This window comes from Ectopseudomonas composti, assembly GCF_900115475.1.
GTDB classification, from domain to species: domain Bacteria; phylum Pseudomonadota; class Gammaproteobacteria; order Pseudomonadales; family Pseudomonadaceae; genus Aquipseudomonas; species Aquipseudomonas composti.
On sequence record NZ_FOWP01000002.1, the window covers coordinates 344,047 to 369,383 of the forward strand.

General features: G+C 58.1%; 25 protein-coding genes and 1 tRNA gene. 11 read left to right on the forward strand and 15 right to left on the reverse strand.

Annotated features, from left to right (window positions below; all coding sequences use genetic code 11):
• The first annotated feature begins 415 nt into the window (after positions 1-415).
• Positions 416-1,879: an LA2681 family HEPN domain-containing protein gene (locus BM059_RS25155; protein WP_139220705.1), complete on the forward strand. Its 1,464-nt coding sequence runs from the start codon at positions 416-418 to the stop codon at positions 1,877-1,879.
• 19 nt (positions 1,880-1,898) lie between these two features.
• Here the strand turns inward: BM059_RS25155 and BM059_RS05245 are convergent, their stop codons facing one another.
• Together BM059_RS05245 and BM059_RS05250 are read right to left on the reverse strand one after the other, a co-directional pair.
• Positions 1,899-2,453: a hypothetical protein gene (locus BM059_RS05245; RefSeq protein WP_074937193.1), complete on the reverse strand. Its 555-nt coding sequence runs from the start codon at positions 2,451-2,453 to the stop codon at positions 1,899-1,901.
• Positions 2,454-2,510: 57 nt separating this feature from the next.
• Positions 2,511-2,777: a DNA-binding protein gene (locus BM059_RS05250; RefSeq protein WP_074937430.1), complete on the reverse strand. Its 267-nt coding sequence runs from the start codon at positions 2,775-2,777 to the stop codon at positions 2,511-2,513.
• Between the two features lie 133 nt (positions 2,778-2,910).
• On the opposite strand from BM059_RS05250, the gene BM059_RS05255 reads away from it, so the two are divergent.
• The 9 genes from BM059_RS05255 to BM059_RS05305 all read left to right on the forward strand — a co-directional run bounded on the left by BM059_RS05255 (position 2,911) and on the right by BM059_RS05305 (position 7,650).
• On the forward strand, positions 2,911-3,129 hold the full coding sequence (locus tag BM059_RS05255) for a MerR family transcriptional regulator (protein WP_074937196.1): 219 nt from the start codon (positions 2,911-2,913) through the stop codon (positions 3,127-3,129).
• Complete coding sequence (locus tag BM059_RS05260) at positions 3,126-3,341, forward strand: hypothetical protein (RefSeq protein WP_074937198.1); 216 nt, start codon at positions 3,126-3,128, stop codon at positions 3,339-3,341. The genes BM059_RS05255 and BM059_RS05260 overlap by 4 nt, the downstream gene beginning before the upstream one ends.
• Positions 3,334-3,675, forward strand: coding sequence for a hypothetical protein (locus tag BM059_RS05265; RefSeq protein ID WP_074937201.1), 342 nt, complete (start codon positions 3,334-3,336; stop codon positions 3,673-3,675). The genes BM059_RS05260 and BM059_RS05265 overlap by 8 nt, the downstream gene beginning before the upstream one ends.
• Positions 3,668-4,066, forward strand: a complete 399-nt coding sequence (locus BM059_RS05270; protein WP_074937204.1) for a hypothetical protein — start codon at positions 3,668-3,670, stop codon at positions 4,064-4,066. Before BM059_RS05265 ends, BM059_RS05270 begins: the two co-directional genes overlap by 8 nt.
• Before the next feature lie 126 nt (positions 4,067-4,192).
• Positions 4,193-4,441, forward strand: coding sequence for a hypothetical protein (locus tag BM059_RS05280; protein ID WP_074937207.1), 249 nt, complete (start codon positions 4,193-4,195; stop codon positions 4,439-4,441).
• Positions 4,442-4,708: 267 nt separating this feature from the next.
• Positions 4,709-5,986: a hypothetical protein gene (locus BM059_RS05290; RefSeq protein ID WP_074937212.1), complete on the forward strand. Its 1,278-nt coding sequence runs from the start codon at positions 4,709-4,711 to the stop codon at positions 5,984-5,986.
• Positions 5,986-7,005: a phage integrase gene (locus BM059_RS05295; RefSeq protein WP_074937432.1), complete on the forward strand. Its 1,020-nt coding sequence runs from the start codon at positions 5,986-5,988 to the stop codon at positions 7,003-7,005. Before BM059_RS05290 ends, BM059_RS05295 begins: the two co-directional genes overlap by 1 nt.
• Before the next feature lie 85 nt (positions 7,006-7,090).
• Positions 7,091-7,366 (forward strand): hypothetical protein, encoded by a 276-nt coding sequence (locus BM059_RS05300; protein WP_037001419.1) that lies wholly within the window; start codon positions 7,091-7,093, stop codon positions 7,364-7,366.
• Positions 7,366-7,650 (forward strand): type II toxin-antitoxin system RelE/ParE family toxin, encoded by a 285-nt coding sequence (locus tag BM059_RS05305; RefSeq protein WP_037001418.1) that lies wholly within the window; start codon positions 7,366-7,368, stop codon positions 7,648-7,650. The genes BM059_RS05300 and BM059_RS05305 overlap by 1 nt, the downstream gene beginning before the upstream one ends.
• A gap of 103 nt (positions 7,651-7,753) precedes the next feature.
• Here the strand turns inward: BM059_RS05305 and BM059_RS05310 are convergent.
• Positions 7,754-7,843 (reverse strand) — tRNA-Ser (locus BM059_RS05310).
• Positions 7,844-8,251: 408 nt separating this feature from the next.
• Here BM059_RS05310 and BM059_RS05315 point away from each other — a divergent pair.
• A complete protein-coding gene (locus BM059_RS05315; RefSeq protein ID WP_074937215.1) occupies positions 8,252-8,932 on the forward strand; it encodes a polysaccharide lyase family 7 protein in 681 nt (226 codons plus the stop codon).
• Positions 8,933-8,976: 44 nt separating this feature from the next.
• On the opposite strand, the gene BM059_RS05320 is transcribed toward BM059_RS05315, so the two are convergent.
• The 12 genes from BM059_RS05320 to BM059_RS05375 form a co-directional block, all read right to left on the reverse strand.
• Positions 8,977-10,446, reverse strand: coding sequence for a right-handed parallel beta-helix repeat-containing protein (locus BM059_RS05320; protein ID WP_037001415.1), 1,470 nt, complete (start codon positions 10,444-10,446; stop codon positions 8,977-8,979).
• 14 nt (positions 10,447-10,460) lie between these two features.
• On the reverse strand, positions 10,461-11,564 hold the full coding sequence (locus BM059_RS05325; protein WP_037001413.1) for a polysaccharide lyase: 1,104 nt from the start codon (positions 11,562-11,564) through the stop codon (positions 10,461-10,463).
• Positions 11,555-12,973: an alginate O-acetyltransferase AlgX-related protein gene (locus BM059_RS05330; RefSeq protein WP_074937217.1), complete on the reverse strand. Its 1,419-nt coding sequence runs from the start codon at positions 12,971-12,973 to the stop codon at positions 11,555-11,557. The genes BM059_RS05325 and BM059_RS05330 overlap by 10 nt, the downstream gene beginning before the upstream one ends.
• Before the next feature lie 34 nt (positions 12,974-13,007).
• Positions 13,008-13,643 carry an alginate O-acetyltransferase AlgF gene (locus tag BM059_RS05335; RefSeq protein WP_241766119.1) on the reverse strand — a complete coding sequence of 212 codons (636 nt, stop codon included), beginning with the start codon at positions 13,641-13,643 and terminating at the stop codon, positions 13,008-13,010.
• 36 nt (positions 13,644-13,679) lie between these two features.
• The gene (locus tag BM059_RS05340; protein WP_074937221.1) at positions 13,680-14,756 is read right to left on the reverse strand and encodes an alginate O-acetyltransferase; all 1,077 of its coding nucleotides are present in this window, start codon (positions 14,754-14,756) and stop codon (positions 13,680-13,682) included.
• Positions 14,757-14,766: 10 nt separating this feature from the next.
• Complete coding sequence (locus tag BM059_RS05345) at positions 14,767-16,197, reverse strand: MBOAT family O-acyltransferase (RefSeq protein WP_037001428.1); 1,431 nt, start codon at positions 16,195-16,197, stop codon at positions 14,767-14,769.
• A gap of 17 nt (positions 16,198-16,214) precedes the next feature.
• Positions 16,215-17,627, reverse strand: coding sequence for an alginate export family protein (locus BM059_RS05350; protein WP_083413233.1), 1,413 nt, complete (start codon positions 17,625-17,627; stop codon positions 16,215-16,217).
• Positions 17,624-19,099: an SEL1-like repeat protein gene (locus BM059_RS05355; protein ID WP_074937224.1), complete on the reverse strand. Its 1,476-nt coding sequence runs from the start codon at positions 19,097-19,099 to the stop codon at positions 17,624-17,626. The genes BM059_RS05350 and BM059_RS05355 overlap by 4 nt, the downstream gene beginning before the upstream one ends.
• A 7-nt stretch (positions 19,100-19,106) precedes the next feature.
• Positions 19,107-20,252 (reverse strand): PilZ domain-containing protein, encoded by a 1,146-nt coding sequence (locus BM059_RS05360; protein ID WP_037001408.1) that lies wholly within the window; start codon positions 20,250-20,252, stop codon positions 19,107-19,109.
• A gap of 17 nt (positions 20,253-20,269) precedes the next feature.
• Complete coding sequence (locus BM059_RS05365; RefSeq protein WP_074937226.1) at positions 20,270-21,802, reverse strand: glycosyltransferase; 1,533 nt, start codon at positions 21,800-21,802, stop codon at positions 20,270-20,272.
• Positions 21,803-21,848: 46 nt separating this feature from the next.
• Positions 21,849-23,279, reverse strand: coding sequence for a mannose-1-phosphate guanylyltransferase/mannose-6-phosphate isomerase (locus tag BM059_RS05370; RefSeq protein WP_074937229.1), 1,431 nt, complete (start codon positions 23,277-23,279; stop codon positions 21,849-21,851).
• A 113-nt stretch (positions 23,280-23,392) separates the two neighbouring features.
• Positions 23,393-24,703, reverse strand: coding sequence for a nucleotide sugar dehydrogenase (locus tag BM059_RS05375; RefSeq protein ID WP_074937232.1), 1,311 nt, complete (start codon positions 24,701-24,703; stop codon positions 23,393-23,395).
• Positions 24,704-25,337: the final 634 nt, after the last annotated feature.

Below are 25,337 nucleotides of genomic sequence, written 5' to 3' on the forward strand. Positions count from 1 at the left end.
GGTTCGAGAGCGTCGTCAATTTACGACTACTCACAATCGAAACACATAAACATAAGTGGAAATGTAAGCCATAGAAACATCAACATCTATGATTACGACAGAGGCTGCCATGTTTCAGGATCGCCAACCAATTTATATGATTATGGTAATGGCGCGCACATACAATTGACCATAAACGGCAATAGCTTTACAGGTTACGACTACCATACAAGCAGTCACTTTAGCGGGCACATCAACGGAAGGGCAATTTCAATTTACGATTATCAAACCTCTTCGCACTATAACTTCACTGCTTAAGTTTACATTGGCACACCACGCAGTGATAAGGCCACCCCTATCGGCAAGCCAGATATAGAGCAATACATCCAAACCGAAATAATACTATTACAACCCTATCAGTTAAGGGGTGTTAATTTTGGAAAATAATCTAGATCTATTAAGTTCCCTTGCTCTAGATATAGATAGCGCTATCGACAATGAAAGAGCCGACTTACTGATCACTTTATCCGATCAAATCAATTGCCTTATAAATGACAAAAAGACTGGCTCTGACAATTTCAAAAGCACTCTAACTTTTTATCTGTCAAATATATATCAGTTTCTTGGAGCACGCAAAGGTGACGCCTGGGACAATCCTGACTATGCAAATGCCATTATTTGCCACAGGAAATTTTATAGATACAATGAGCATGCCGAAAATATTTTGCATAAGGTTCAAGTTAATCACGCAAACTCTCTCGAGTATTTATGCAGGATATTTGAGGCTATTCCTCTATGGAAGAAAGGCATAGTTAATCCAGGTGAACCGCAAGAGGTCGCACTATATAGGCTGGCAAGTGGGCTTTTGAATTTATCTAGCTACCTTTATGATGACTCGCATACCTACTACTACCAGCTTTATTCTTATAATTATCTGAAAAAGCTAAAATCTAAAGGTTTCTTTTATCATTCGGGCATACAGTCTAGCTTTACACCAGAAAGTGACTCTCTAATCTCAAAATTCATTGAGCATGCACAGGATTCATTTGACTCCGATCCTGACCTATTAGGTCATGATTACATGCCAAGACATGCTAAAGAAGAAATGAGGTATCGAGCATGGTGTAAGGACAATGTGCTATTTTTGAACCCATTAAACGATCTTGATTCCGCCTGGGTTGTAGATCACGACGTTCTAGGCTTTCCTCCATATAGCACACCAGTCTCTGAGGGCCCTTATCTGTCTGCATCATTTTCCTCTATGAAAAATGAGTACTGCTTTCATCGGCACGTTTTCTATGAAGGTATAACCAAGCAGTACAGGAGATTCATCGACAAAGACAAATACCTTACAGACACTCTAGATGGAGTGCTTTACAATGGACATATCGAGAAAATAAAAAGCGCACTAAGAGGCTGCTTTAGCATCTTAGACAAAATATCAAAATTGCTAGACAAATATTACAACTTAAACAGCAAAGATGTTGCCTTTAATCGACAGTGGTTTTCTCGTCAAGCAATCCTCAAAGACCAGGCAAACCCTTTCTTAACTGCACTTTATTGGTTAAGCAAAGACTTTAGTCCGCATGATGGCAAGGAACAAAGACCCTCATATTGGCTTGAGGATGAGGCATTTGAAGTGCGCGAACTCAGAAATGAGCTTGAGCACGGCTGGGTGCGTGTAGTGACAGAAAAAAATCACCACTCACTGTTTTGGGGTAACGCACATGATTATGCTTACAAGGTCACCAGCTTAGAGCTTATTGACAAAGGCATGTATGTTTTAAAGCAAACCAGAAATGCCCTTATTTATATGTGCCTTGCTATAAATCATACTGAGAAAAACAAGCCCGACAAGGATGACGGCATAACCCTAAGCAATAGAGTTCCAATTATATAGATATGTCTTTTATAGATTTTTAATTTCTATAATTCAGACCTACTTTTGTCTTGCAGTTGCGCCGCTCAATGCTTCCCTCTTTACCCCAGCAGGCCCAATCCTTCAGTTTTTGTTCCTCCTTGATAACCGTCACCTTTACCTTTCCGGCGGGCTTCTCTGGCTCCACCGGCTGATAACTCTCGCGAAGGCTGAGCACGTTGTCAGCCCCTCGCGGGGTGTAATTCTCATCGTTGAACATGGTTTGCTTTATGGCGGGGCTTTCTGAGCTGGTGGGCTGTTCAATTGGCTGCTGAGACATTGCGTCTCGCCTTGCCTGCTGATCTACGATCAGATCCCAGTCCTTGCTAGGTGCTGGTTCTGCTCGGGTGATCTCGGCAACCGGCTTGGGCTTCGGTTGCTGTCTGTTCTCGGACAGGTTCTTTACGGTGGTTTGCATGAAAGCTTGGCCGGCCACAGTCAGTGCGCCAAGGGTAATGACCATGCCAATCACGCCAGCAAGTACAACACCCAGGTTGCCGCTTTTGCGCGGTCGGCTGGTTAGCCATTCCGGGGCGTCGTCTCTGTTAGCCTTCATCCTTGAATCTCCTTTCCTTACGGGCATACCAGCGCCTAGCTACTTCCTGGGTGATCGCTATCCCGCGTCTTGATCGGTCAAGTTTCTGTTGGCCTCGTCGTACTCAGGGCTGGTCTGGCCGATTTCCGGTAGCACCTCACCAGTGCTGATCCACCAGCGATATTGCGGATAAGCCTTACCCAGAATTTCTATCTCATCCGCCCCAACCCTCGCCCTGCCGCGCTTGATGCTCACCCAGCGGTTGTAGTCGGTCTCTCCGGCACGTGTCAGGTCGCTGAGGTTGCTCTGCCCGATAAGTTGAAGCGCTCTATCAGTAATGGTCATTTGATAGCAATTAATCATTATTTGGACTATGTACAGAACATACTCCAAGAGATATTGTTTGCACTATGTCCATGGATATAGTCCATGGCGTTAGCTACCTATAGACCAACATAGTGCAACAAAGGCCACTCCGATGGAAGGAATCCCCCTGACGCTGAAAGACCTTGTGAACCCGCCGCCGATGATGCCGTGGCGTGAGTTCGCAAACTGGATTCGCATGAGTGAAGACCACGACACCGTTCGCGGCTGGATGCGCAACGGCTACATCCCGCACCGCAAGGTCGGGCGCCACGTGATGGTTAACGTCGCGCTGCTCACTCAAAAACTGTTGGAACAGGAGTGGGACGAATGACCGCCACGAACGAAAGCCTCGACCTCTGCAGCGTGAAGACCTTTGCCGAGCTGAGCGGTGTGACGGTGGAAGAGGTCATCAACTGGGTAGACAGCCAGACCATCCCCAGCATGAAGCTGGCCGACTTCCGCATGGTCAACCTTGCTCGCCTCCGCGCCGATCTGGAGAAGGGCAAGACCGTATTCCGCGCGGGGGACTACGCCCATGTCTAAGCCTGCCCTGGTGTTCGACCCCATCACCGCTATCGGCTTCATCGGCCAGACCGTGCTCGTAGAACTGCGCTGGGGCGGCGACAACGACATGCTCTGGCGCTGCTACCACATCGTCGGCGTGGTGCTGCCGGTGCCGGGAGTCTTTGAAGACGGCTACTTCCTCGTCATGCCGTTCGATGGCAGCGAAGACCTGCCGCTAGAGGTCTACTTCGACAACATCAACGTTATCCGGGGCATTCGCGACCGCCATGCCCCCGCCAAGGTGCTGGAGCGCCTGCAGCTAACGCACCTGCTTCAGGGCCAAACCAAGGAAGGAGAACGCCACCATGCGTAAGCCACGTATCCAGCTCGACACGGCCACGGCTCTTAGCTACGTCGGCAAAACTGCGCTGGTCGAAACCGCCTGGGACGCTGAGCCGGAATCCTTCTGGCAATGTATCCAGATTGTCGGCGTGCTGATCCCGACGCCGGATATGCAAGGCGCCCCGTGCTTCCTGGGTGTTGAGCTCAGCTCCAGCACGCGCAACCCGAACGAGTTCTACTTCGACGACATTTGCACTATCAGGGCGATGCGGCACCGCGACCGGCATGGTTCCGGCAACGTACTGGACCGCATGACCCTGACCCATTCCGCCGATGGTTCCGGGTCAGGGGCCGCGCTCCCGGCTCGTCGGAACAGCTCCACCGTTCCGTCGAACGGAAGCACGGGCGCAGCGCACCCTTGACCCACCACGATGACTATCAGCCTGACCACGGGAGTGTGGGGTAGCTTCACCACCCCGCGCTCCCGAGCCCTCGGCGGCAAGAGTGGGATGACAAGGGCAAAGCCCTTGGTGTGTGAGGGCTGCTGAATGAGCACCGTCGCCGTGCAAGTGTGCATGAGCTGGGTGAACCACCCTGACGGCTCGCTCTCCTGCTCCCAGCTTGGCTGGCAGCAGGCTTATCTGATTCCGCCCGAAGCGGCGGGCTACGTCGACATTCTCGTATCCGGTGGCTTTTCTCTAGAGGCTTTTGGTGTGGGCTTTGGCGGCACCTTGCTTGCCTTCGCTATCGGCCTTTCAGGCGGCATGGTCGCCTCAGTCCTGCGCCGCATGCGCTAACCCGGAGTGTTTCCCATGGAAGCCTTTCACCCTCTCTCTTTCCTTCTCCTGCTCATTTCCCTGGCTTACAGCTTTGGCCAGTTCATCAGCCAGCAGCCAAACGATCTACGCCCGCTTAGATGGCTTGAGGAGGAGGTGGCATGCGCGCCGCGAGCGAGCGGTTCAGTTCAGAGGGAGCGAGCGGCGCGCACGCCGCTGACGCCCCTGTAACACGTCAGATAAACGAAGAATGAAGTGGCAAGTAATGGCCAATAAGGAAACCCAGCAATGAGCATCAAAGACTTCGCCCGTCTCGACCTCAATGGAGAGAACAGCTCCGAAGGCCGGATTTTCATTGATCCTGGTACTGCTCAGATCGTCGATCTGTGCCGGGTTCGCCTATTGCGCTGTGGCGTCGATACCGTCCGCCAGCTCTATCGTGGCCTGCTCCGGCCGGAGCTGCTGTGCCTGTTCGACAAACCCGGCACCATTGTCGACTTCGCAGGAGAGCGCTGGCATGCAGGCCGTGTGAGCAAGGATTCTGGCTACCAGTACAAGCTGCAGAACGCCGACCTGGGCTTTGTGCTGCTGCTCAAGAACTACAACGCCAAAGTCGAGAACATCGGCCCACACCTCAAGGTCGAGGTGTCCCCGCATGCCATTGATGCTCTGTCGCCTGAGCGCCTCCAAGCCCGCATGGATTTCTACGCAGAACAGATCCTCACCAACATCGAGCGCAACCAATGCGCCGTCCACCTCGCCCTGGATCTGCAAGGCTGGACCCCGCCCAGCGATATGGTCGCCCGCATGCACTGCCGCGCCCGTGCCGCCCGCGATATCTCCGGCATCAAGGAAATTACCTGGGAGACCAAAAGCAGCGTGTACGGCCGCGGCGAAACCTACATGTTTGGCTCTGCCGGTGGCGTCCAGCTGGCGATCTACAACAAAACCGAACAGGCCAAGGCCACTGACAAGCTCGACTACTGGGAAGGGGTCTGGCGGCGTCGTGACAGCTTCGACGAAGGCGATCCTGACAACTACAACCCGGACCAGACCGTTTGGCGCGTAGAGCTGCGTTACCACCACTCGATCATCCAGCAATTCGCCAGTGGCTCGGTCGATCTGCAGACCGGCAATGCCATCGAGACGAACAGCTTCGCCGCCTTCGCCCCGCACCTCGATGGTCTTTGGCGCTACGGCCTGCGCCAGTTCAAGCTGCTGGCTCGCCCTGGATACTTCGAACCCATCTGGACGTTGATCCGTGACGATGCCCGCGTCGATCTACCGGTCGATTCCCTTCTGGATGACACCGACTACAGGCGCAGCTACAAGACGTCTCGGGGCTTCTCCGGTAAGAATGTGGAACTGTTCCTGGGAAACTTCGTAAGCCTGCTGGCACGGGAGCGAGTGGGCGCTAGAAAGGGTTTTTATCGGCTCAAGGAGTGGGAGTGCTGGCCGGTAATCCGCGATCACTATGCCGCCAAAGGCATGGACGAAGACGCACTCTATAAACACATCAAAGGCATCCTCGAGGAGCGGCATGTGCGGTGGGGCAGGGCGGTCTGATGGCTATCGAGCAACTGCCTGACGGACGCTGGAAAGTCGACGTTGAACCCATCAAGGGCCGGCGTTTTCGTAAGACGTTCAAGACCAAGGGAGAGGCCCAGCGCTTCGAAGCCACCTGCAGGGCCAAGGTCATCAATGCACCTGAGTGGGCGCCCAAGCCAAAGGACCGCCGCAAGCTCTCTGAGTTGATCGACCGTTGGGCAACGCTGCATGCCCACACCCTGAGCGATGGTGAGGCAAGGCGTCGTCTGCTGGATGCGTTGGCCAAAGAGCTTAGCGATCCGGTGGCCATCAAGATGACCGGCAATGAGTACGCTGAGTATCGAACCCAGGCGATCAAAGCCGGTGCCAACCCAAAGACCTTGAACAACCGCCTGGGCTATCTGCGCTCAGTCTTCAACGTGTTGCACCAGCTTGGCGAAATCGACTACGCCAACCCGCTGGCTCGCGTCCGTCCTCTGCGTCTGCAGGAGAAGGAACTGGCCTACCTGACCGATAGCCAGATAGAGACGTTGTTCGCCACCATTCACCGCTATTGCCGGACGCCCCATGTCGCCATGATTGCCGCCATCTGCCTGGCCACGGGTGCCCGCTGGGGTGAGGCTCAGGCCCTGACGCCCGACCGGGTACGCAACCAGCTGGTTACGTTCGTGAACACCAAAGGCAAGCGGGTTCGCTCGATCCCCATCGCCCTGGAGCTGGAACAACAGATACACCGGCACTTCAAGCAACACGGCCAGTTCAGCAATTGCCTGAACAGCTTCGACAAGGCCCTGGGTGAGTCTCGCTTGCCGGTGCCTGCTGGCCAGTCCTCACACGTGCTTCGGCACACTTTCGCCAGCCATTTCGTCATGAACGGCGGCAACATCCTCACTCTGCAGAAGATCCTGGGCCACACCACTCTGGTCATGACTATGCGTTACGCGCACCTTGCACCCGATCACCTGCAGGACGTCGTCAGGTTCGGACCGGCTAGCGATCACCAGCGCTTCCTGGCGATCATCACCCCGGCCGGCTGAGTGCTTTCTTGTGTCAGGTGCTTGGCTTAAGATGCACACAACGTATATACGTTGTAGATACAGCCAAGACATGAGGTGACGCACCATGGCCAAAGAAGCCGTTTTCAACCTGAAGCTTGAACCCGAGTTGCGCGAAGGCTTCATGGCTGCCGCTCAAGCTGCACACCGGCCGGCTTCCCAGGTTATGCGCGACCTTATGCGCGACTTCATTCGCCAGCAGCAACAGGCCAAAGAGCATGATGAGTTCGTGCAACGCAAGGTCGCTGTTGCCAGGGCATCGGTAGAAGCGGGTCGTGGCCGATCCAATGATGATGTGGAAGCTGAATTCGCCGCTCGCCGTGCTAAGGCCTTGGGTCACTGATGCAGGTTATATGGACCCCCGAGGCCCTGCAGGATCGTCTGGATATCTGGGAATATATCGCCACTGAAAACCCTCGTGCTGCCGTGCACATGGACGAGCTATTCAGCGCTGCTGCAGCCTCGCTGGCTGACTTCCCCGAGAAGGGCAGACTGGGAACGGTCGCCGGTACTCGCGAACTGATCCCCCACGAAAACTACCGCCTGGTCTATCAGGCTGAGCGTGACGCCGTCTGGATTCTCGCCCTGGTGCACGTCGCCAGGATGTGGCCGCCGATCCAGAGCTAGCTGCAGTCTCTAGCCGCTTTCGACACTTCTTCGACACCTTGCATGCCGCAGAAAGCAAAAGCCCCCGAAACTCTAGGAATTTCAGGGGCTTAAGCTTGAGATATGGCGGGAAGATAGGGATTTGAACCCTAGGTGCCATTGCTGACACAACGGATTTCGAATCCGTCCCGTTCGACCACTCCGGCATCTTCCCAAGCGGCGCGCATCATAACAGCTCAATCAGCTTTGGCGAAGCTTATTTTGAAAATTTTCTTGTGCTATCAGGTGGTTGGGGTAAAAACCGTTGGGGCTTTGATCCGTGCCTTCCCGACGATTCCGATTCGCTCGCATTCGTTGTATCCACACGGGGGCGCTGTGCCGCCGCTAGTGAGTGGGCTTGGTGATGCCCTCAAGCACCTAATCGAGAGGACAAGGCGTTCAATTGATATGAGAGTCGCGTCAAAAAATAAGCGCCAAAATTATGATGCGTAGTCGTTAACCTCTGCTGAACTCAAATATAAGCTCTGCCTCAACTCGAAGCCGCTGCCACTTAAGGCTTGTGGTTGCCGGGTGGCGGGACTGAGTGGGCCTGTGATGACCCTTTTATCCATGGAGTTCAGTCATGATCGATCTTGCCACCTGGAACCTGACCATCCCCGTAGGCGTGCCTGCGGCCGTCATAGATACGCCCATCCTGGCCGGTGGGTATCAGGATGACTATTTTCAGTCACGGGACGGGCGGATTTTCTTCTGGGCACCGGCCAGTGGTTCTACCACCAGCAACTCGGTGTATCCACGGAGTGAGTTACGGGAAACCTACGCCGACGGCTCTCTGCGTAATTGGCCGTACAGTGCTGCAAACAATATGTTGAGTGCTACCGCCAGAATCACTCAGGTTCCAGGCAGTGGCATGCTGGCGTTCTCTCAGATTCACTCCAAACAGAACACTTCGCCGCCTTTGATGCTGGGGTATCAGTATTCGCCGCAGAGCGGTTATGGAAACGTGGTGATCGCGTTTCGCGGGCATCCTGCTGATGCTGATTCGACCAAGATCGTGCTGTCGAACAAGATCAGGCTGGATCAGGACTTCAGCTATGAAATCCACCTGGCCAAGAACGGCCTGCTCACCATTGGTCTGTTCGAACCCGGTGGGGCAGTGAAAACCTGGAGTCGTAGCTTGAACAAAGCATGGGCAAGCCATGGCCTGTACTTCAAGGCAGGGGTTTATACCCTCGACAACAGCGGTAATGAGACCAACGCGGGAGCGGCAAGCTTCAGCCAATTGAAGGTCGAGCACCGCTAGCCTTCACTTGTGGTTTGGCCAGCGCTGCCGGTGGGTCATGAGGGCTAGTTGTTGCAGCTGGGGGCGTCGGCCACTTCGCCCGCACTCTGGGAAATCTGCAGGTGGCAGCTACGGCGTACCGTGCTGTCGAGTATCTGGCTTTGCAGTGGCAGCAGGTCACCTATCAGTAGGTTTTGCAATAGCGGGGTGGCCTTGAAGTGGTTGTCGCCGAGTATGGTGTTCTGCATGCCTTCCACTCGGATCATGGCTTTGCCGATGCTTTCCAACGTATTGCCGGTGATCACCAGCTTCCCCGTGGCGGGCTGGGCGTTGCGCAGGCTGATGGCGTATTCGGGGGTCGAGTGGATGCGGTTGTCGATAATCAGCGCACCACTCAGTTCTGCTGCGTCGATGGCGTTCAGTTTGCTATTAGCGATCAGGTTGTTCTGGATCAGCAGGCCTGAGCCATCGCCGATCTGCCGCAGCATCAGGCCATAGCCCTGAGATGCGCCCAGGCGGTTACCTTGGATCAGCAGGGCGCCGTTCTGAGCGCTGACTTCGATGGCACTCTTGCCAGCGTGCAGAATCAGGTTGTTTTGAATGCGCCCGCTACTGCTGCCGCTGACACGCACGCCACTGTTGTTCTTCACGCCGTCGATGCGGTTGTCGGCAATCAGAAAGCGGCTGCTGCCCACGTCGATGGCATATTGTTGTTGCTTGGTGAACTGGTTGTTACGAACCAGCGCCTGGCTATGGTTCAGCTCCAGCGCACTGGCCATTTCCTCGAAGCGGCTGTTGTCGATCTGGATCTGGGCAGGGGCGATATTGGCCGACTGTTGCGAGCTCAGGCCGCTGCTGACGCCGCGCGCGAGATTGGCGTTATAGCCGATCCTGACCAGTTGCGACTTTTCGATCAGCAGCCGGCTGCCAGCCCAGTTCATGATGAAGGGGCGGGTAGGGCGATCGGTGGCCGTGGCGCGGCCGTCGCTCCAGCTTTGCAGGCGCGAGTTCTGCACGCGCAGCGACCCCTGATTGATCAGCGCCGTGCCTGATGGGCCGAACAGGTAGAGCACCTGGTCATCGATCAGCAGCGCGGCATCTTCGGCGATCATCAGCGGGTAGCTGAGCAGGTAGCCATCTTCATGGCGACCCAAGACCTTGGCGTCGTTCAACTGCACCTGCAGTTGCTCCAGAGTGACGCTGCCGCCGCGGATGACTACTGCACGTGGATGCTGTGCCTGATAGCCGGCGATGGCTCTGAACAGGCCATTGTGTACGAACGGTTCGAAAGGCCAGCTGCCTGCCTGGGCGGAGTACATGGGCTCCAGGCTGACACTGCCGCGCTGCCTGGGAGCCTGGATGTCGAGCACAGGCGGCTGGCTGCGCTGCATGATCAGGGCACTGCTGTGCTGTTGCTGCTGCTGTTGCCACTGTGGGTCGAGGGTGTGCAAGGCTGCCGGGGCGCCAAGGGCTGCCAGGCTGACGGTACAGGTCATCAGCAGCATTACGCGAGATAGAGTCAGTGCCTGTGACATGGCGACATCCTGGGTCAGTTTAGCTGGGGGTAAAGCGGCTTGAGATCGCCGCCAACCTGGCTGTAGTTGTTGATCTCTTCACCCTCTGCCTGGTACAGGCGGCGGCCCCACTGGTGCTGCGGATAGCGGTTGAGGAAGGGCAACAGCCAGACCATCTTGTGCGGGCCGACATCGCTCTGCCGCTCGGTCAACTCAGGCAGGGTCTTGGGTTCGAGCACGGCGCGGGCGGCGAAATTGGCCAGGCCGGCGAATTTGGCTCGTTCCTGTTCGGTGAGCGGGCGACCGTTGAACTCTGCTGCCTCGACCAACAGCGTCAGCGGAACCAGCGCGTAATGGCTGTAGTCCGCGGCCAGTCGTCCCCTGGCCACTTCCAGTGGCAGGTACTGATAGTCGCCTGCGCCGGGGGTGAGTTGACTGAAGGCCCGGCGCAAGGCGACGTCAGCCCAGGCCAGGCCCTTGTCGTCATCGAGCAGCATGGAGGTGGCGGCGACGGCCCAGGCGGCCCAGTAGTCGTGGTTGTTGAAGTAGACGCCGGTGTCGTAGCGGCGTGGTTCGTACTCGGCGACGACCTTGGCGGAAAGCTGTTGCAGCCAGCGAGTCTGAACAGCACTGAGCTGGTAGCGCTGGTCGCTCAGCGCCTGCACCTTGAGCAAGGTCGAGGCGATGGCGGCCAGGGCCCACTTGCGCGAGGCGACACCGGTCTTGCTGGCGTCATCGCTGAGCAGGGCCGATTTGCTGGCCCAGGCATCGAGCCACTGATCCAGGCAGGCCAGGGCGATGTTGGCTTCGTTGGCCTTGCGGGTGCGCTGGAAAACCTGGGCGGCCTTGATCAAACCGCCTATGTAGCCCTGTACCTGCTTGCGGATGCGTTGGGTGTCCTTGCTCTGCTGCGCGACCAGGCGACTCTTGCTGGCGTCGCTCTGGTCATACTTGCTGTCCAGTTGCAGGTGGCCGGTATAGGCGGCAGGTGGCGTCTTGGGGCAGCGCTCCTGTCGATAGTCGCCCACCAGCCCTGCAGCCACCGTTGATTGCGGCGCCCAGATCGACTGGGTCGCGTTGGCGCTCAGCGAACCGCAGAGCAATAGCAGCAGGGCTGTCAGGCGGGGGCTTACAGGCATAGCTTGGTCTCGACCTTGAAAGGCTGTTCAACGGTCTGCGTGGGTTCAAGCAGCACCGACAGCAGGTTGGCATCGCGAAACTCCGGAGCACGGCTCAGCTCCAGGTAGTACTGCCCACCAGTGACGATGGCCTCTCGACGGAACCACACTTTGTCGCGGGTGCCGTTGTCGTAGTAGGTGATGATGTAGAAGTTCTTGATGTTGGGGTCGCTGATCCGAATGTCGAGCACGGCATTGCGCCCCTTCAGATCCCGGCGTCCTTCGCCCGTATTGCTGAGCAGTTCCAGGCGGTCGTTCAGGCCCATGCTCGGGCGTTCCAGCTGGGCTTCGAGCACGCTGTCGCTGGCCTTGCAGCCACCGTTCACCGCCGGGATCAGCTGGCGGTAGGTCAGCTCTCCGTCCAGTGGGTAGTTGGCTGGCAGCTCCCAGATGATGAGCTTCGGCGCCTTGTCAGGCGAGTAGTTGCTCGACAGCAGGTATTCCAGCAGCGAACCGTCCTGACCGGCACCCGGCAGTGCATAGTTGATCAGGTCGGTGCTCAGATACTGCTTGAGGAATCCATCGAAGTTGAACTGCTTGGTTTCGTCTTCGCGAGCGGCGGAGTTACTGGTACCGACCAGCACCACTTCAGGGTCGGGTTGCTCCTCGAACAACTGCGCGGCGTCATTGCTCTCCGGCACGGTCTGGTAGCCAGGAACGAATTGATAGCCGAAGTGGTTGCCGCAGATTGCCGACAGCCCGAGGTTCAGCGTGCCGTCCTTGTAAAGCGTCAGGGTCTGCTCGGTGACGTAGTTCTTGCGCGGCAGCTGTGCAAAGACAGGGCTCTGGCGAATGGCCTCGGCGGTTACGCGAGCGGTGGACTGTGCGCCCACGGGCGTCCAGTGGTGGTCGCGGCGGAAGAAGAAGTCCTTCGGCGGATTTTCCACCAGGGGCATGATGTCAGGCACGATGGCCCCGGCGTCGCGCATCTGCTGCAGGAACCGGCGCAGGTTGCCGCTGGCTTTCTGGTAGTCGAAGCCGTGTGCCTGTCCAGGCAGCAACTGGGCACGGTGCATCAGACCACGGGTCGGCTGTACGGTGACCGCGACCTGCGTGCCGTGCTTGGCGAAGGCTTGCATCAGGCGCGCGAACTCCGGCTGGGCGGCGGCTGGAATGCCGAAATTATTGGTCAGGTCGACCTCCGAGCGAAACAGCCAGCGGTCCTTTCCGGGCACGATCTGCTTGAGCGCCTTCATGTTGCCCTCGGCATACTCCTCGGGTGCGCTGAGGCGCGGGCAGATCAGGCATTGCAGGTCCTTGCAGTCTTCGGCCTGCTCTGTTGGCGTAACGGCTGGAGTGGCGTGCGCACCCGCGGCAATCAGGCTGCCGATGGCCAGTAGGAAATAGTGCTTCATGCTCTTGGAGGTCATCGTCCACTCACTTGTTTGACCAGGCCTTCGGGATTCATTCCGTAGGATCTATGCTGTTCGCCAGGGTTATCGCGCGGAAGCCGCTACCAGCCGGCAGCAGGGCATAGCTGTAGGAGCGGCCCTTTTTCAAGAACAGCTCGTCGAAGTCGACCAGTTTGGCGTCGCCGGCATAGGCGGCGAATGCGATTTTCAACTCGTTGACCATACGGCTGCCGGTCTGGTCGTGCTCGATCGTGTCGACCACGACATGCTGGCCATCCAGGGTCTTGAGTGCTGCCGGCTTGTCGGTGAAGTTGTAGAAGGCGATCTGGGCTTTGCGTGGCTCGTTGACGAACTGGTCGGCAACCAGCAGCAGCTGGCCGTCGCGATACACCACTGTGCTGGCGGTATTGGCCTTGAGTTCGCGCTCCAGTACCTGGCCGGCGGCGGCGATGCGCTGCATGCCGGGAGCGACGAAGCGATAGCCACCAAACTGCCCGGCAGTGACGGACTGCGGTTTGTTCTTGCCGCTGAGCGTGACCTCGATGTTGCTATCGCTCAGGTTCAGAACCCTGACGAATGCCGAGTTGGCAGGGGCGACCGGGTCGTAGAGGTCGGCGTTGTTGTCCTGGGCGGCCTGGGCGACGGTGGCGCTGAGTAGCAGCAGGGTCAGGATTCGAAGAATGAACATGGGCATACGGATACCTCTTGCTAGTGTCTGGGTATGTCAGGGCGAAGGAATCTGGCGCTGGGCGAGGAGGGTACGCAGGGGGAACTCCCAGATAACCGTTTGCACCTCGCCACCCGCCGCGGCAGGGCCGGCCAGGAACTCGTTCATGGACTCGAATGGGCCGCGTGCTTCCAGGGCGACGGTCACCAGGTCGCGCTGCAGGGCCTGCTTGAGAAAGCCGGCAAAGTTCCAGTCATCGATGCGGGTGTAGCTGGTGCCGACCAACGCCAGGGAAATGGCCTCTTCACCGAACAGGCTGTCATCGAGGCCGCCCTTCTCCTGTTTGAGGGTTTCATGCAGCTGGATGTACACCGGCTCGAAATAGCTGGGGGCCAGCCTCGGGTCGAATTTCAGGTAGTTGAGCAGGTCGCCGCTGATCTGTTTTTCGCCGGCGGCTTGGGTGATGTAGGAGGTGTCACCCTGCAGATCGGGGAATTGCTGCGCCAGGGTCTGCGCAGCCACCTCGGCCCCTTTCGGGCTCCAGTGGGTGTCGTTGCGCAGGAACAGCGGTTCGGAGGCTGCGACGTTCTGGTAGGTGCTGCGCAGGTCCACCGTGTCGATGCCGCGCTCGGCCAGGCGCTGGCTGAAGTGCTGATAGAGGTCGCTGATGGGTTCGCTGGGCACGTAGGTCGAATGCTCGGCGTAGGTGTCGAGTTTCATCGGCACCGGCAGCATGATCAGGCGCTTACCCTTTTGCGCCAACTGCTGATGAATCTTGTCGATCAGTGCCAGTTGCTTGTCCAGGTTCTGCTCCAGATCGCTGGGTACCAGGTATTCCTGGTTGGTGAACAGCCAGCCATCGCGGCCCAGTACCACGCCACTCGCACCCTCGCGGAAGATGGCCTGCTGGATATTGGCCCACAACTCGACCGATGGATCGCGCAGGAACAGACGCTTGTCGTAGAAATGCTCGAACTTGCGAACCAGCTTGCCGTCGAGAAACAGCGACATGGCCTGTGTCTGGGTGCTGGAGAAGGCGAGCACCGCGGGCAACGAGTACAGGAACATGCCGCACAGCAGCACGCAGAACAGGATCCCATTGATCTTGCTGGCCGAGCTCATTACCGGAAACATGTCGGCAACCTCAGAACTGGAAGTACAGGAAAGGGGAGAACGAATTTGCCGCCAGGCGTGTGATCGTCAGCAGGAAGCCGAGCCACAGTAGCAGCGTGCCGAAGCCGCTCACGTGCTGCATGAAATACGGTTGCTGGCCCGCGCTGGCGTAGTAGCGGATGTTGATCGAGCCGGCGATGACGATCCACAGCAGGGCAATCAGGGTGAAGGTCATGGTCATGGCAGAGGTGCCGAACCAGTAGAGGTCCAGTGAGCCAATGCCATTGAGACCAATCAGTGCCTTGTAGATCTGTAGGGCGTGGGGCAGGGCGCCGGTAAAGAACAGCGGCATGCAGGACGCCAGGAGGAACATGCAGCGGGCGTTGCGCCAGAAGTTGTAAGGCGTGTTGATCTTGGTGGCGATGCCCAGCCGGCGTTCTATGACCATGGCTATGCCGAAGAACAAGCCCCAGAAAATGAAGGCGAAGCTCGGGCCGTGCCAAAGACCAGAAAGCATCATGGTGATGACCAGGCCGGTAAGCATGCCGACCAGGCGCTTGCGTACCAGTGGCATGTACACGTAGTCGCGCAGAAAGTCGGCGAGTGTCATGTGCCAGCGCTGCCAGAACTCGGTAATGCTTTGCGCAATGTAGGGCTGGTTGAAGTTCTCGGCGAAACGGAAGCCCATCATCATGCCCAAGCCGATAGCCATGTCGCTGTAGCCGGAGAAGTCAAAGTAAAGCTGTAGCGCGGAAATCAGCAGGCCGAACCAGGCGTCCGCCATCTGTAGGTCGCCACCGCCGATGAACAGTGTATTCATCGGTGCCAGGGAGTCGGCAATCAGTACTTTCTTGATGAAGCCGAGCATGAAGCGGCAGGCGCCCAGGGAAAACAGTTCCAGGGAGTGGCTGCGATTCTTCAGCTGTTTGTCGATCAGGCTGTAGCGCAGGATTGGTCCTGCGATCAATTGCGGGAAGATGGCGATATAGGCAGCGAAGTCGATGAAACGATCGGTGGGGTCCGCGTTGCGCCGGTAGATGTCGACGATATAGCTCAAGGCCTGGAACACATAGAATGAAATGCCCAGTGGCAGGATGATGTGCTCCAGAGTGAAGGTATTGATACCCAGCGGCTCAAGCACCGCGACCAGCACGTCTGCGCCGAAGTTGGCGTACTTGAAATAGCCGAGGGTGGCGAGGTTACCGATCACGCCGACGGTCAGCAGGCGGAAGGCGACCTTCTTCTGGCCTGCGTCCATCCGTGCCTTGATGCGCAGGCCGAACCAGTAGTTCCAGTAGGAAATCGCCACGAACAGCAACAGAAAGTCGGGGCGCCACCAGGCGTAGAACAGGTAGCTGCCGAGCACGATGACGTAGGAGCGCCAATGGTCCCTGGCCAGGTAGTAGCAGAGCAGGAAGACCGGCAAGAACAGGAACAGAAAGACATTGGATGCGAAGATCATGCTGGCACCGTTCTCGGTCAATAGGTCAGGGTAATGCCCAGCGTCACCTGGTAGTCATCACCGATTTCCAGTGCACTACCGGCCCTGAAGTAACTCAGGCTGGTCAGGGTGTTGAGTTGGATGCGCTTGCCGTCGTAAGCCAGCGGGAACATGCGCCAGTAGTGGTTGATATCCATTACTTGGCCCAGGTGCGATGAGCCGGTATCACGTACCACGCCTTCGTTGGTGGTGCGCAGCGGCAGTTGTGCCGAAGCGTTTCGCAGGCGCAGGTCGCTCAGGCGCACGTCCAACTGGCTACGGTCGGTTGGCCGGGTTTCCAGGCCGACACCGTAGAAGGCCAGGTTGCTCAGGTTGACGCTGACCAGGTTGCTGACCAGGCGACTGCTGTAGCTGAACGGGTCGTTGCGCCGGTCCGACTGAATGCGGTTGAGGCTGAAACCATCGTTGCCGCTGTCGTCCGGGCGGTCGGTCAAGCCGGCGGTGAGGCTGACGCGCGGTGTCCAGGGCAGGCTTTCAACGCGTTTGCCAACGTCGCCGACTACTGCCCAGCCGCGTTTGTCGCCGCGATCACGCTGGCCGTTGTTCTGGGTGATCTCCTGTTTGCCGTCGAGTCTGACGACTTCCAGTTGGTAGTCGCTGACCAGCGAGGTCAGCTGACGTGTATCGCCGCGCAGGAAAATGCCATAGCGCAGGCCATCGAAGTCCTGGCGATCATCCGGCGAACTCCCCGAATAATCGTCCTCGTGCAGCAGGCGGGCGCCGATCCAGTGATCGGCGTGCCAGCGCCAGGCGTACTCGGCCATCAGGTAGCGGATGTCCTTGTCACGCGGGTCGAGGCGGTTGTCGTCGGAGTTGTAGTAGTAGAACTTCTCGGCGACTGCGACGAAGCCGCTGGCAAAACTGTCGTTGTAGTCCAGGCGCATGGCTTCGATGCTGTCGTCCCACCAGATGCCGAAACGATCACTGAAGCGCTGACGACCGAAGGTGGCGGAGAAACGTGGGTCGTCGCCCAGCAGGTTGCGGCGTACGTAGAACTCGCGGGCCTCGCTGTAGGCATGACGACGGCGGCTCAGGTTCTCGTCGTTGCCCTCGTTGTCCTGCAGGGCGTTCGGATCGGTGTCGTAGTTGAGCCACAGGCGACCGAAGGCTTCCCACTTGGCCCAGCGCTGCTCGGGCGAGAACCAGCGGTAGGACGGTTCGTAGCGCAGGCTGAAGAAGGTGCGGCGATCTTCGCCCAGGCGGGTCTCGTCGGGGCCGTAGCCGGTGCGCATGAAGACCTTGTGGGTCAGCAGCGAGGTGACCGGTTCGAGCTCGGGCGACAGGCTGCTGGCTGCCGCCGGTTGATTGTCGATTTCCTCGGCTTGCGCCAGGACGGGGGGCAGGCAAGCGATCAGCAGTGCGGCGCAGCGCAGGGTATTGGGGCGGATCACAGGGCGAACTCCTCGATGAGACGATTGCCATCACGGGTGGCAGTGGTGCGTTGCTCGGGCGTGAGCCTGGAGCCAAGTGCCTCTACCAGCGCCGCAGCGCGTTGATCGCCCAGTTCCTGGGCGGCGAAAGCAAAGGTGTAGGCCTTGGCGTTGTCACGGCAGATGGCGCGGCCGTAGGTGTAGAGGCGAGCAATGCGCATCAGGGCATTGATCGACCCGACCTTGGCTTCCTGCAGGTACAAGGCCAGGGCGCGCTCCTGATCGGGTTCATTCAGCACACCCTGGCTGTACATGTCGCCTTCGAGCAGGGTGGCCTCGGGGTAGTGTTCGGCCTGCAGCTCGGCGATCAGGCGCTGGCTCAGGTGTGGGTCGAGGGTGCGCCACAGCACCATGTGCAGCCTGGCGCGCAGTGCCTTGATGTTTTGCGCGGTGATGGGCTGTTCACGCTCGGCCATGCTCAGGCTGAGGTTCTGCCCCTGGCGCTGTTCCAGGCGTTGGACAAGGTCTACAACCGGCTCCGGGCCGTAGCGGTCCGGGGCGGTCATCAGGAAGTTGGCCTTGCTCATCATCGCCGGGCCGAAGTCCCGGGCGATGGCGTTATCCAGCCACTGCAATACTTCACGGTCGAGCTGCTCGACGAGGCTGGCATGCGCCTGGGCTTTCAGCTCGCGGGCCTGTTTTTCGTCGTCGGTCTGCGCGCGTGATTGCGGGCGGCTGTTGTTGTAGGCGCTGATCTCGGCGTTACGCACTTCCGTCAGTTGCTGGGCGATGCGCTGCACCAGATCGACCGGCAGCGTATCCATGCGCGGCGCCAGTTGTTCGGCGAAGGCGCGGAAACGTTCGTTACGCGCCTCACCGAGAAAATCGTAGTAGCGGTACACGGCGCGCGGGTCGTTTTCGACCGCCAGCCGGAACCATTTGTCCGCCGCTGCCGTGTCCCCGGCGCGTGCCGCCGCCACTGCGCGATAGAGCGGTGCGTGGCAGTACATCAGACAAGCGCGGTCATAGAGCTCGATCAAGTGCGCGACTTCCGCCTCGCTGAACAGGTCGGGAAAGACCAGAAACACTTCCAGGCGGGTGTCGACGTTGACGAAGTCGCGTCCAGCCGGGAAACGCTGTAGCGCCTGGCGCATGTAGGCGCGGTTGGCCTGCTGCCAGCGTGGTTTGTAGTCCACCAGGCGTGCCAATGGCACCAGTGCGCCGATGTCTCCGCGGCCATCGGCGAACGCCTGCTTGAACAGCTCGATGGCGCGCGCGGCGTTTGCCGGGCTGCGGCCGGCCAGTACTTCACCGAGCAGCCGCGTCGCGCCCAAGTCGCCACGTGCGGCCAGGGCCCGCAGATCCTCTTCGACTGCTGCCTGGTTGTCCTGGAACAGCGCGTAGCGAATCTGATCGAGGCTGCGGGCCGCGTGCGCCTGGCTGGCGATCGCCAGCGACAGGGCAGTGGTACAAAGGAGGGATCTGAGCGACATGGTGACCTCAGAATGCCCAGCGCAGAGGCAGGCCAAGTTTGAACTCGACAGCCGCCGGCAATTGATAGTCACTGAGTGGCAGCTGGCGATCAGGCTTGATGGTCAGCTCGACCATTTGCCGTTGAGCATCCACGCGGCTGGAGACGATCTCGCCGGAGAAGGTCTCGTCGCTGCCGAGTACGCGCATTTCTACCGCACGAACCCGCTCGAGCTTGTCCATGCGATCAAAGGGCACGCTGGCCTTAATGTTCAGCGGCTGGCCCTGTGGCAGCAGGTGTACCAACTCCTGCTGTTTGTAAGCGAAGCCATCCAGGCGCGGCGCCGGGAAGTAGAGACTGCAATCGCATGGGCTGGCAATTACGGTTTCCACCGTCACTCGACCCAGCAAGGCAGCGGCGTCCTGTTCATTGAGATTGGCCACCGCAGCGATGTCCGCTGGGCTGGTGAGGCTGCTGGCCAGTTGCGTGGAGACGCTGGCCAGGGGTTGCCCGGTGCTTACACTGGTCTGCTCGGCATTGATCAGATAACGCAGATTGCCGTTCTCCGGCATGCTGATGACATAGGCGTTGGCGCTGACGACCGCTTGTGCGGCGGGCATCTGGAAGAACAGCAAATAGCTCTTGTAAACGATCAGGGTCAGTGCGCCGGCGCCGGCGCAGAAGAACAGCAACGAGCCGAGGGCCGCCTTAAGGCGCTCGCCGGGCGTACGCGCATTGGCCTGTTTGGTCTTGCGCTCCTTGATGTAGTTCTCGCGCTGCATGACGTTGAACAAGCCATTGATGTCGGCAATGTCGCCGGACATGTAGGCGGAAATGATGTAGCGCAGGATGTCGCGCTTCTGCCGGTCGAGTTCGACGAACTCGGCTCCGACCTCACTGCCCCGCTGAGAAACGATCTTCAGCTTGGTGTCGATGTTCAGGTCGACCGTGTGCAGCTTCAGCTTGATCGAGCCATTGAACAGGCTGCCGATCTTCAGCGGTTGATCCAGCAGCAGGCCGATGCCGCCCAGGGAAATATCCTGAATCTCGCATTCCAGATCCTTGACGCCGTTACCTTGCAGGGTCAGTCGGGCAGGGATCTTGGCGCGAATGAACTGGCGTTCATCGATCGCTTCATGAACAACGTTTGCAGGGAGGACAGTAGTGCTACTCATGGCATTCGCGCCTTTGCTTAAGGTTGCGTGAGTTCCAACAGGACCGAGATGACCCCGAAGAAAATGGCAATGGAGGACAGCAGCATGGTTTTCGACGTCCAGCGATTGAGGGCCGCATCGAAGTTCACGTTGCCGTTGCTGATCGTGGTCTTCTGTCGTGTCCAGCTTTGCTGGTCCATGTGGAACATGGTGTAAACCTTCATCACCGAGCCGACGATCTGGTTGTAATAAAGAACGAAGGGATAGATCGGATCGACCGGGTGTTTGGTGAAGAAGAACAGCAGCGTCACCAGGGTGCGCGATAGCAGTACCCAGAACAGGTAGATCAACAGGTACTGCACGCCGAACAGCAGGCCGGCCACCACTGAGGCGCTGAGCCCCATCAGGCAGGTCCACATGGACACGCGCTGGTCGTACAGCACGTACATGGTGAACAGGCCCAGGCGGTCGAGGCCCAGCAGGCGGGTGGCGCGGAAGTTCTGCCGCAGTGAGTTGCCGTACCAGCGATACATCAGCTGCCTGGTGGCACGCAGGAAGCTGTTATCTGGTGGATGCTCGACGGTCAGCGTATGGCTGTCCGGTACGTAGAAGGTGTCCCAGCCGGCACGCATCAGGCTGAACCAGGAGGATTTGTCGTCGCCGGTGAGAAACTGGAAGCGCCCCAGCCGCCAGTGATCGAGGAAGTCGGCTTCCACGTCCTTGATGAATTCCGGGTTGGTCATCACGCTGGCGCGGAAGAACGACAAGCGCCCGGTCATGGTCAGTACGCGTTTGCTCAGTGCCATCGAGCACATGTTGATGTGCCGCTGGACGAAGCGCATGGTGTGCCACTCCTGCATCAACTTGCTGCCTTCCACCTCGCAGAACTCGTTGGTGGTGATGCCGCCTACGCTGGGCAGATAAGCGAACAGGGTGACGGCGCGCTCCACGCAGCCCGGCAACATCATGGTGTCGCCGTCGACGACGCCGACCACGGAGTTTTCCAGGGGCATTTGCCTGGACAGGGCGCGGAAGGCGTGCGCCAGGCCATCGCGTTTGCCTGTGCCGCGAGCGCGCACGATGATCAGCTTGATATCGTCGCGATCACGCACCTCCTGGCGCATGATGTCCTTGATGAAATTCTCGTCTCCCTTCTCCACGATCGAAGCGATGATGGTGCAGGGCACTGGCATGCGCTGTACTTCCTGGAACACCGACTGGTAGACCTTGAAGGTGGTGTGCGTTGGAATACGGAAGCTGGTCACCACCATGAACATGTGTTCGGGCAGTGCGGCGTCGCCCATGCGTTCGACGGCCTTGCGCATGCGCGGGAAGCGCCAGTGCAGGAAGTACATGCCACGCAGGTAGTGGGTCGCTGCGTTGCCATAGCGCCACATACCCAATGCACCGATCAGGAAGATGAATTTCTGGTGTGACGGGTCCAGGTAGCTGGGGTCAACCATCTCCGAGGCGAGTGCAATGAGTGCGATCAGGCAGAGCCAACCGCACAGTTTGACGAAGCCGGGTGAGGCCTCGAACCATCCCAAGGGTGCTGTAAAAAGCCTGAGCATGGGCGTGCTTCCTCCATTGAAGCCGTGTGGGCACGTCTTGCCGTTGTTAACTGATCGTCACGTCGTCGGTGCGACCGTAGACATCCTCGAAGCGCTCGATGTCGTCCTCGCCCAGATAGCTACCCGACTGAACCTCGATGATTTCCAGAGGAATCTTGCCGGGGTTGGCCAGGCGGTGAACGGCGGCGATGGGGATGTAGGTCGACTGGTTTTCCCAGAGCAGGAAGGTCTTGTCGTCGCAGGTCACACGGGCCGTGCCGGATACCACGATCCAGTGTTCGGCGCGGTGATGGTGTTTCTGCAGTGAGAGGCTGGCGCCCGGTTTCACCACGATGCGTTTGACCTGGAAGCGATTGCCGCTATCAAGCGAGTCGTAGCTGCCCCAAGGGCGATAGACCTGACAGTGGTTGTCTGTCTCGCTGCGGCCCTTGCAGGTGAGGTTGTTGACCAGTTGTTTAACGTCCTGCACGCGATCCTTGTGCGCGACCATGACGGCGTCCTTGGTCTCCACCACTACCACATCGTCAAGACCGACCAGAGTTACCAGTTTGCTTTGGCTGTGCACCAGGCAATTGCGGCTGTCATGAATCATCACGTCGCCAGAGCGGCTGTTGCCGTTGTCGTCTTTGTCCTGAACATCCCATAGCGCGGCCCAGGAGCCAACGTCGTTCCAGCCTGCGGCGAGCGGTACCACGCAGGCACGATCGGTCTTCTCCATCACGGCGTAATCGATGGAGTTGTCTGGGCAGCATTCGAATGCGCTCGGGTCGATACGGATGAACTGCATGTCGCGCGTGCTGCGGCTCAGCGCCAGTTGACAGGTGTCGTAGATGTCCGGGTCATGACGCTGTAGCTCCTCGAGGTAGCGGCTGCAGCGGAACAGGAACATGCCACTGTTCCAGACATAGTCGCCTTGCGCGACGAATTCACTGGCTGTCTCCAGGTCGGGCTTTTCCACGAAAGCCTCGACCGAGAGGACGCCGACTGGAAGTCCGGCGGCATCCGGACCGGTCTTTATGTAGCCATAACCGGTTTCTGGCCGTTCAGCCGGTACGCCGAACAGCACCATCGCTCCTTGTTCCGCGGCCTTGCGAGCTACACCCAGCGCCTGATGAAACACTGGCACATCGTCGATCACGTGGTCGGCTGGCAGGACCAGCAGCAGTTCGTCCCGACCTTCGGCCAGCAGGTGCATGGCCGCGATCGCAACCGCGGGGGCGGTATTGCGTCCGAAGGGCTCCAGCAGGATGGTCTGGGCGTCTTGAGAGATGCTCGCGAGTTGTTCGCTGACGATGAAACGATGATCCTCGTTGCACACCACGATGGGTTTGCTCATGCCCTCGATCGCCAGGCGTCCGAGGGTCTGCTGCAGCATCGTCTCCTCACCGGTGAGGGCGAGAAACTGTTTGGGGTACTGCTTGCGTGATAAGGGCCAGAGGCGAGAGCCGCTGCCACCAGACAAGATCAGAGGAATCATGTTGTCACTCCTTGTAGTCACCGATTCAGGGCTGTTGGCAGGAAAGCGGCAGACGACGCCATAACCAATCGAACGGCCCCTGATGGAGCCGTCTCTGTTTTGTTAGTTTTCGCTTACCAGCAGATGCCTTCCTTGTTCGCCTGAGTGGCGTGCTCCATGAAGCCGATCAGATCGATGATCTGCTTGTCCTGTCCGATGTTCTTCACCACATCGGCGAAGCGTGGCTCACCGTTGCCGATGATCACCACGTCGGAGGCGGCTACCACGTCGTCCAGCTCCTTGCACAGCAGCGAGGAGACGTGCGGAATCTTCGATTCGATGTAGTCCTTGTTGGCGCCGAACACGCGGGCGTACTCAACGTTGCTGTCGAAGATCCTCAGTTCGTAACCCTTGCCGATGAGCATTTCGGCCAGTTCCACCAGCGGGCTTTCACGCAGGTCATCGGTGCCGGCCTTGAAGCTCAGCCCCAGTAGGCCGATGCGGCGCTTGTCGTAGCTTGCGACGATGTCGAAGGCCTTCTTCACTTGGACGGCATTGCTGCGCATTAGCGAGCCGATCAGAGGCGCCTCGACGTCGAGGCTGCCTGCGCGGTAGGAAAGGGCGCGGACATCCTTGGGCAGGCAGGAGCCGCCGAAGGCAAAGCCAGGCTTCATGTAGTACTTGGAAAGGTTGAGTTTGTGGTCCTGACAGATCACGTCCATCACTTCGCGGCCATCGACGCCAACTGCCTTGGCGATGTTTCCGATCTCGTTGGCGAAGGTGACCTTGGCTGCGTGCCAGACGTTGCAGGTGTACTTGATCATCTCGGCCACTTCGATGGACTTGCGGATGATCGGAGCGTCCAGCTCGCTGTACAGCTCCTGAAGCAGATCGCCGGACTGTTCGTCCAGTTCACCAATTACGGTCATCGCCGGGAAGTCGTAATCCTTGATCGCTGTGCTTTCACGCAGGAACTCAGGGTTGGTGGCCACGCCGAAGTCGATACCGGCTTTCTTGCCGGAAGCTTCTTCGATCAGGGGGATCACCACATTCTTTACCGTGCCTGGCAATACCGTACTGCGTACGACCACGGTGTGACGTTCCTGCTTCTCACGCAGGGCTGCACCGAGCTGTTTGCAGACCGACTCCATATAGCCAAGGTCGAGATCGCCATTGCGCTTGCTCGGGGTGCCGACGGCAATGAATGAGAGCTCGCTGGCCAGAACGGCCGCGCTGACGTCGGTGGTGCCGCGTAGCAGCTTGGATCGTACGCCGGCGTCTAGCAGCTCAGCCAGGCCGGGTTCGACGATGGGCGACTTGCCCTGGTTGATCAGGTCGATCTTGGTCTGAGACACGTCGACCCCGATGACCTCGTGGCCGCGGGCCGACAAGCAGCCAGCACAAACAGCGCCCACATAACCCAATCCAAAGATGCTGATTCTCATGGTTCCATATCTCTCAGTAGTTGAGCCGGTCGGTTTCTAAGTACTGACCAACATCCGTGTTCATGATCGCACCCCTAAGATTGCAGGCTAATTACTGTGGCAATCTATTGGTTGGATCTGAGATGGCGCGGATACTAAGTTGGCTGTTTTGGCATTTCAAGCAAAACATGAACCAAGCTTTTGATTGTTCAGGTTTAATTTTTGTTTTTATATTATTTTCAATAAAAACAATAAGTTATATTTTGGTGTTATTTGGGCGTCAAAAAATAGTCGTGTTCTTTTGCGTTATTTTTATGGCGCCATAAAAATATCAATATTTATTGCGTGCTTGTGTGGCACGGGTTGATTGGCTTGCTCGAAAGTTGTGCGTATATATTGGCTTTATGTAACTGTTAACATTCGGCGCACGCGTGAGATGAATGTGCGCACATTACGCGGGACTGAAAGAGTGCTTGCTATGTGAGCGGCGCCACGAAATTGGTGCTTGGCACAGTGCCACTGCCTGAACTACTCTCCGGTCACCGGGCTAACGAAGTGGTCAACAGGCAGGATGCCGGCCCCATACACTTCGTTAGCTCGGTGTTCATTCCTTTCGCTGGCCAGAGCGAGGCGAGTGGAAAAACAAAGCCCTCCG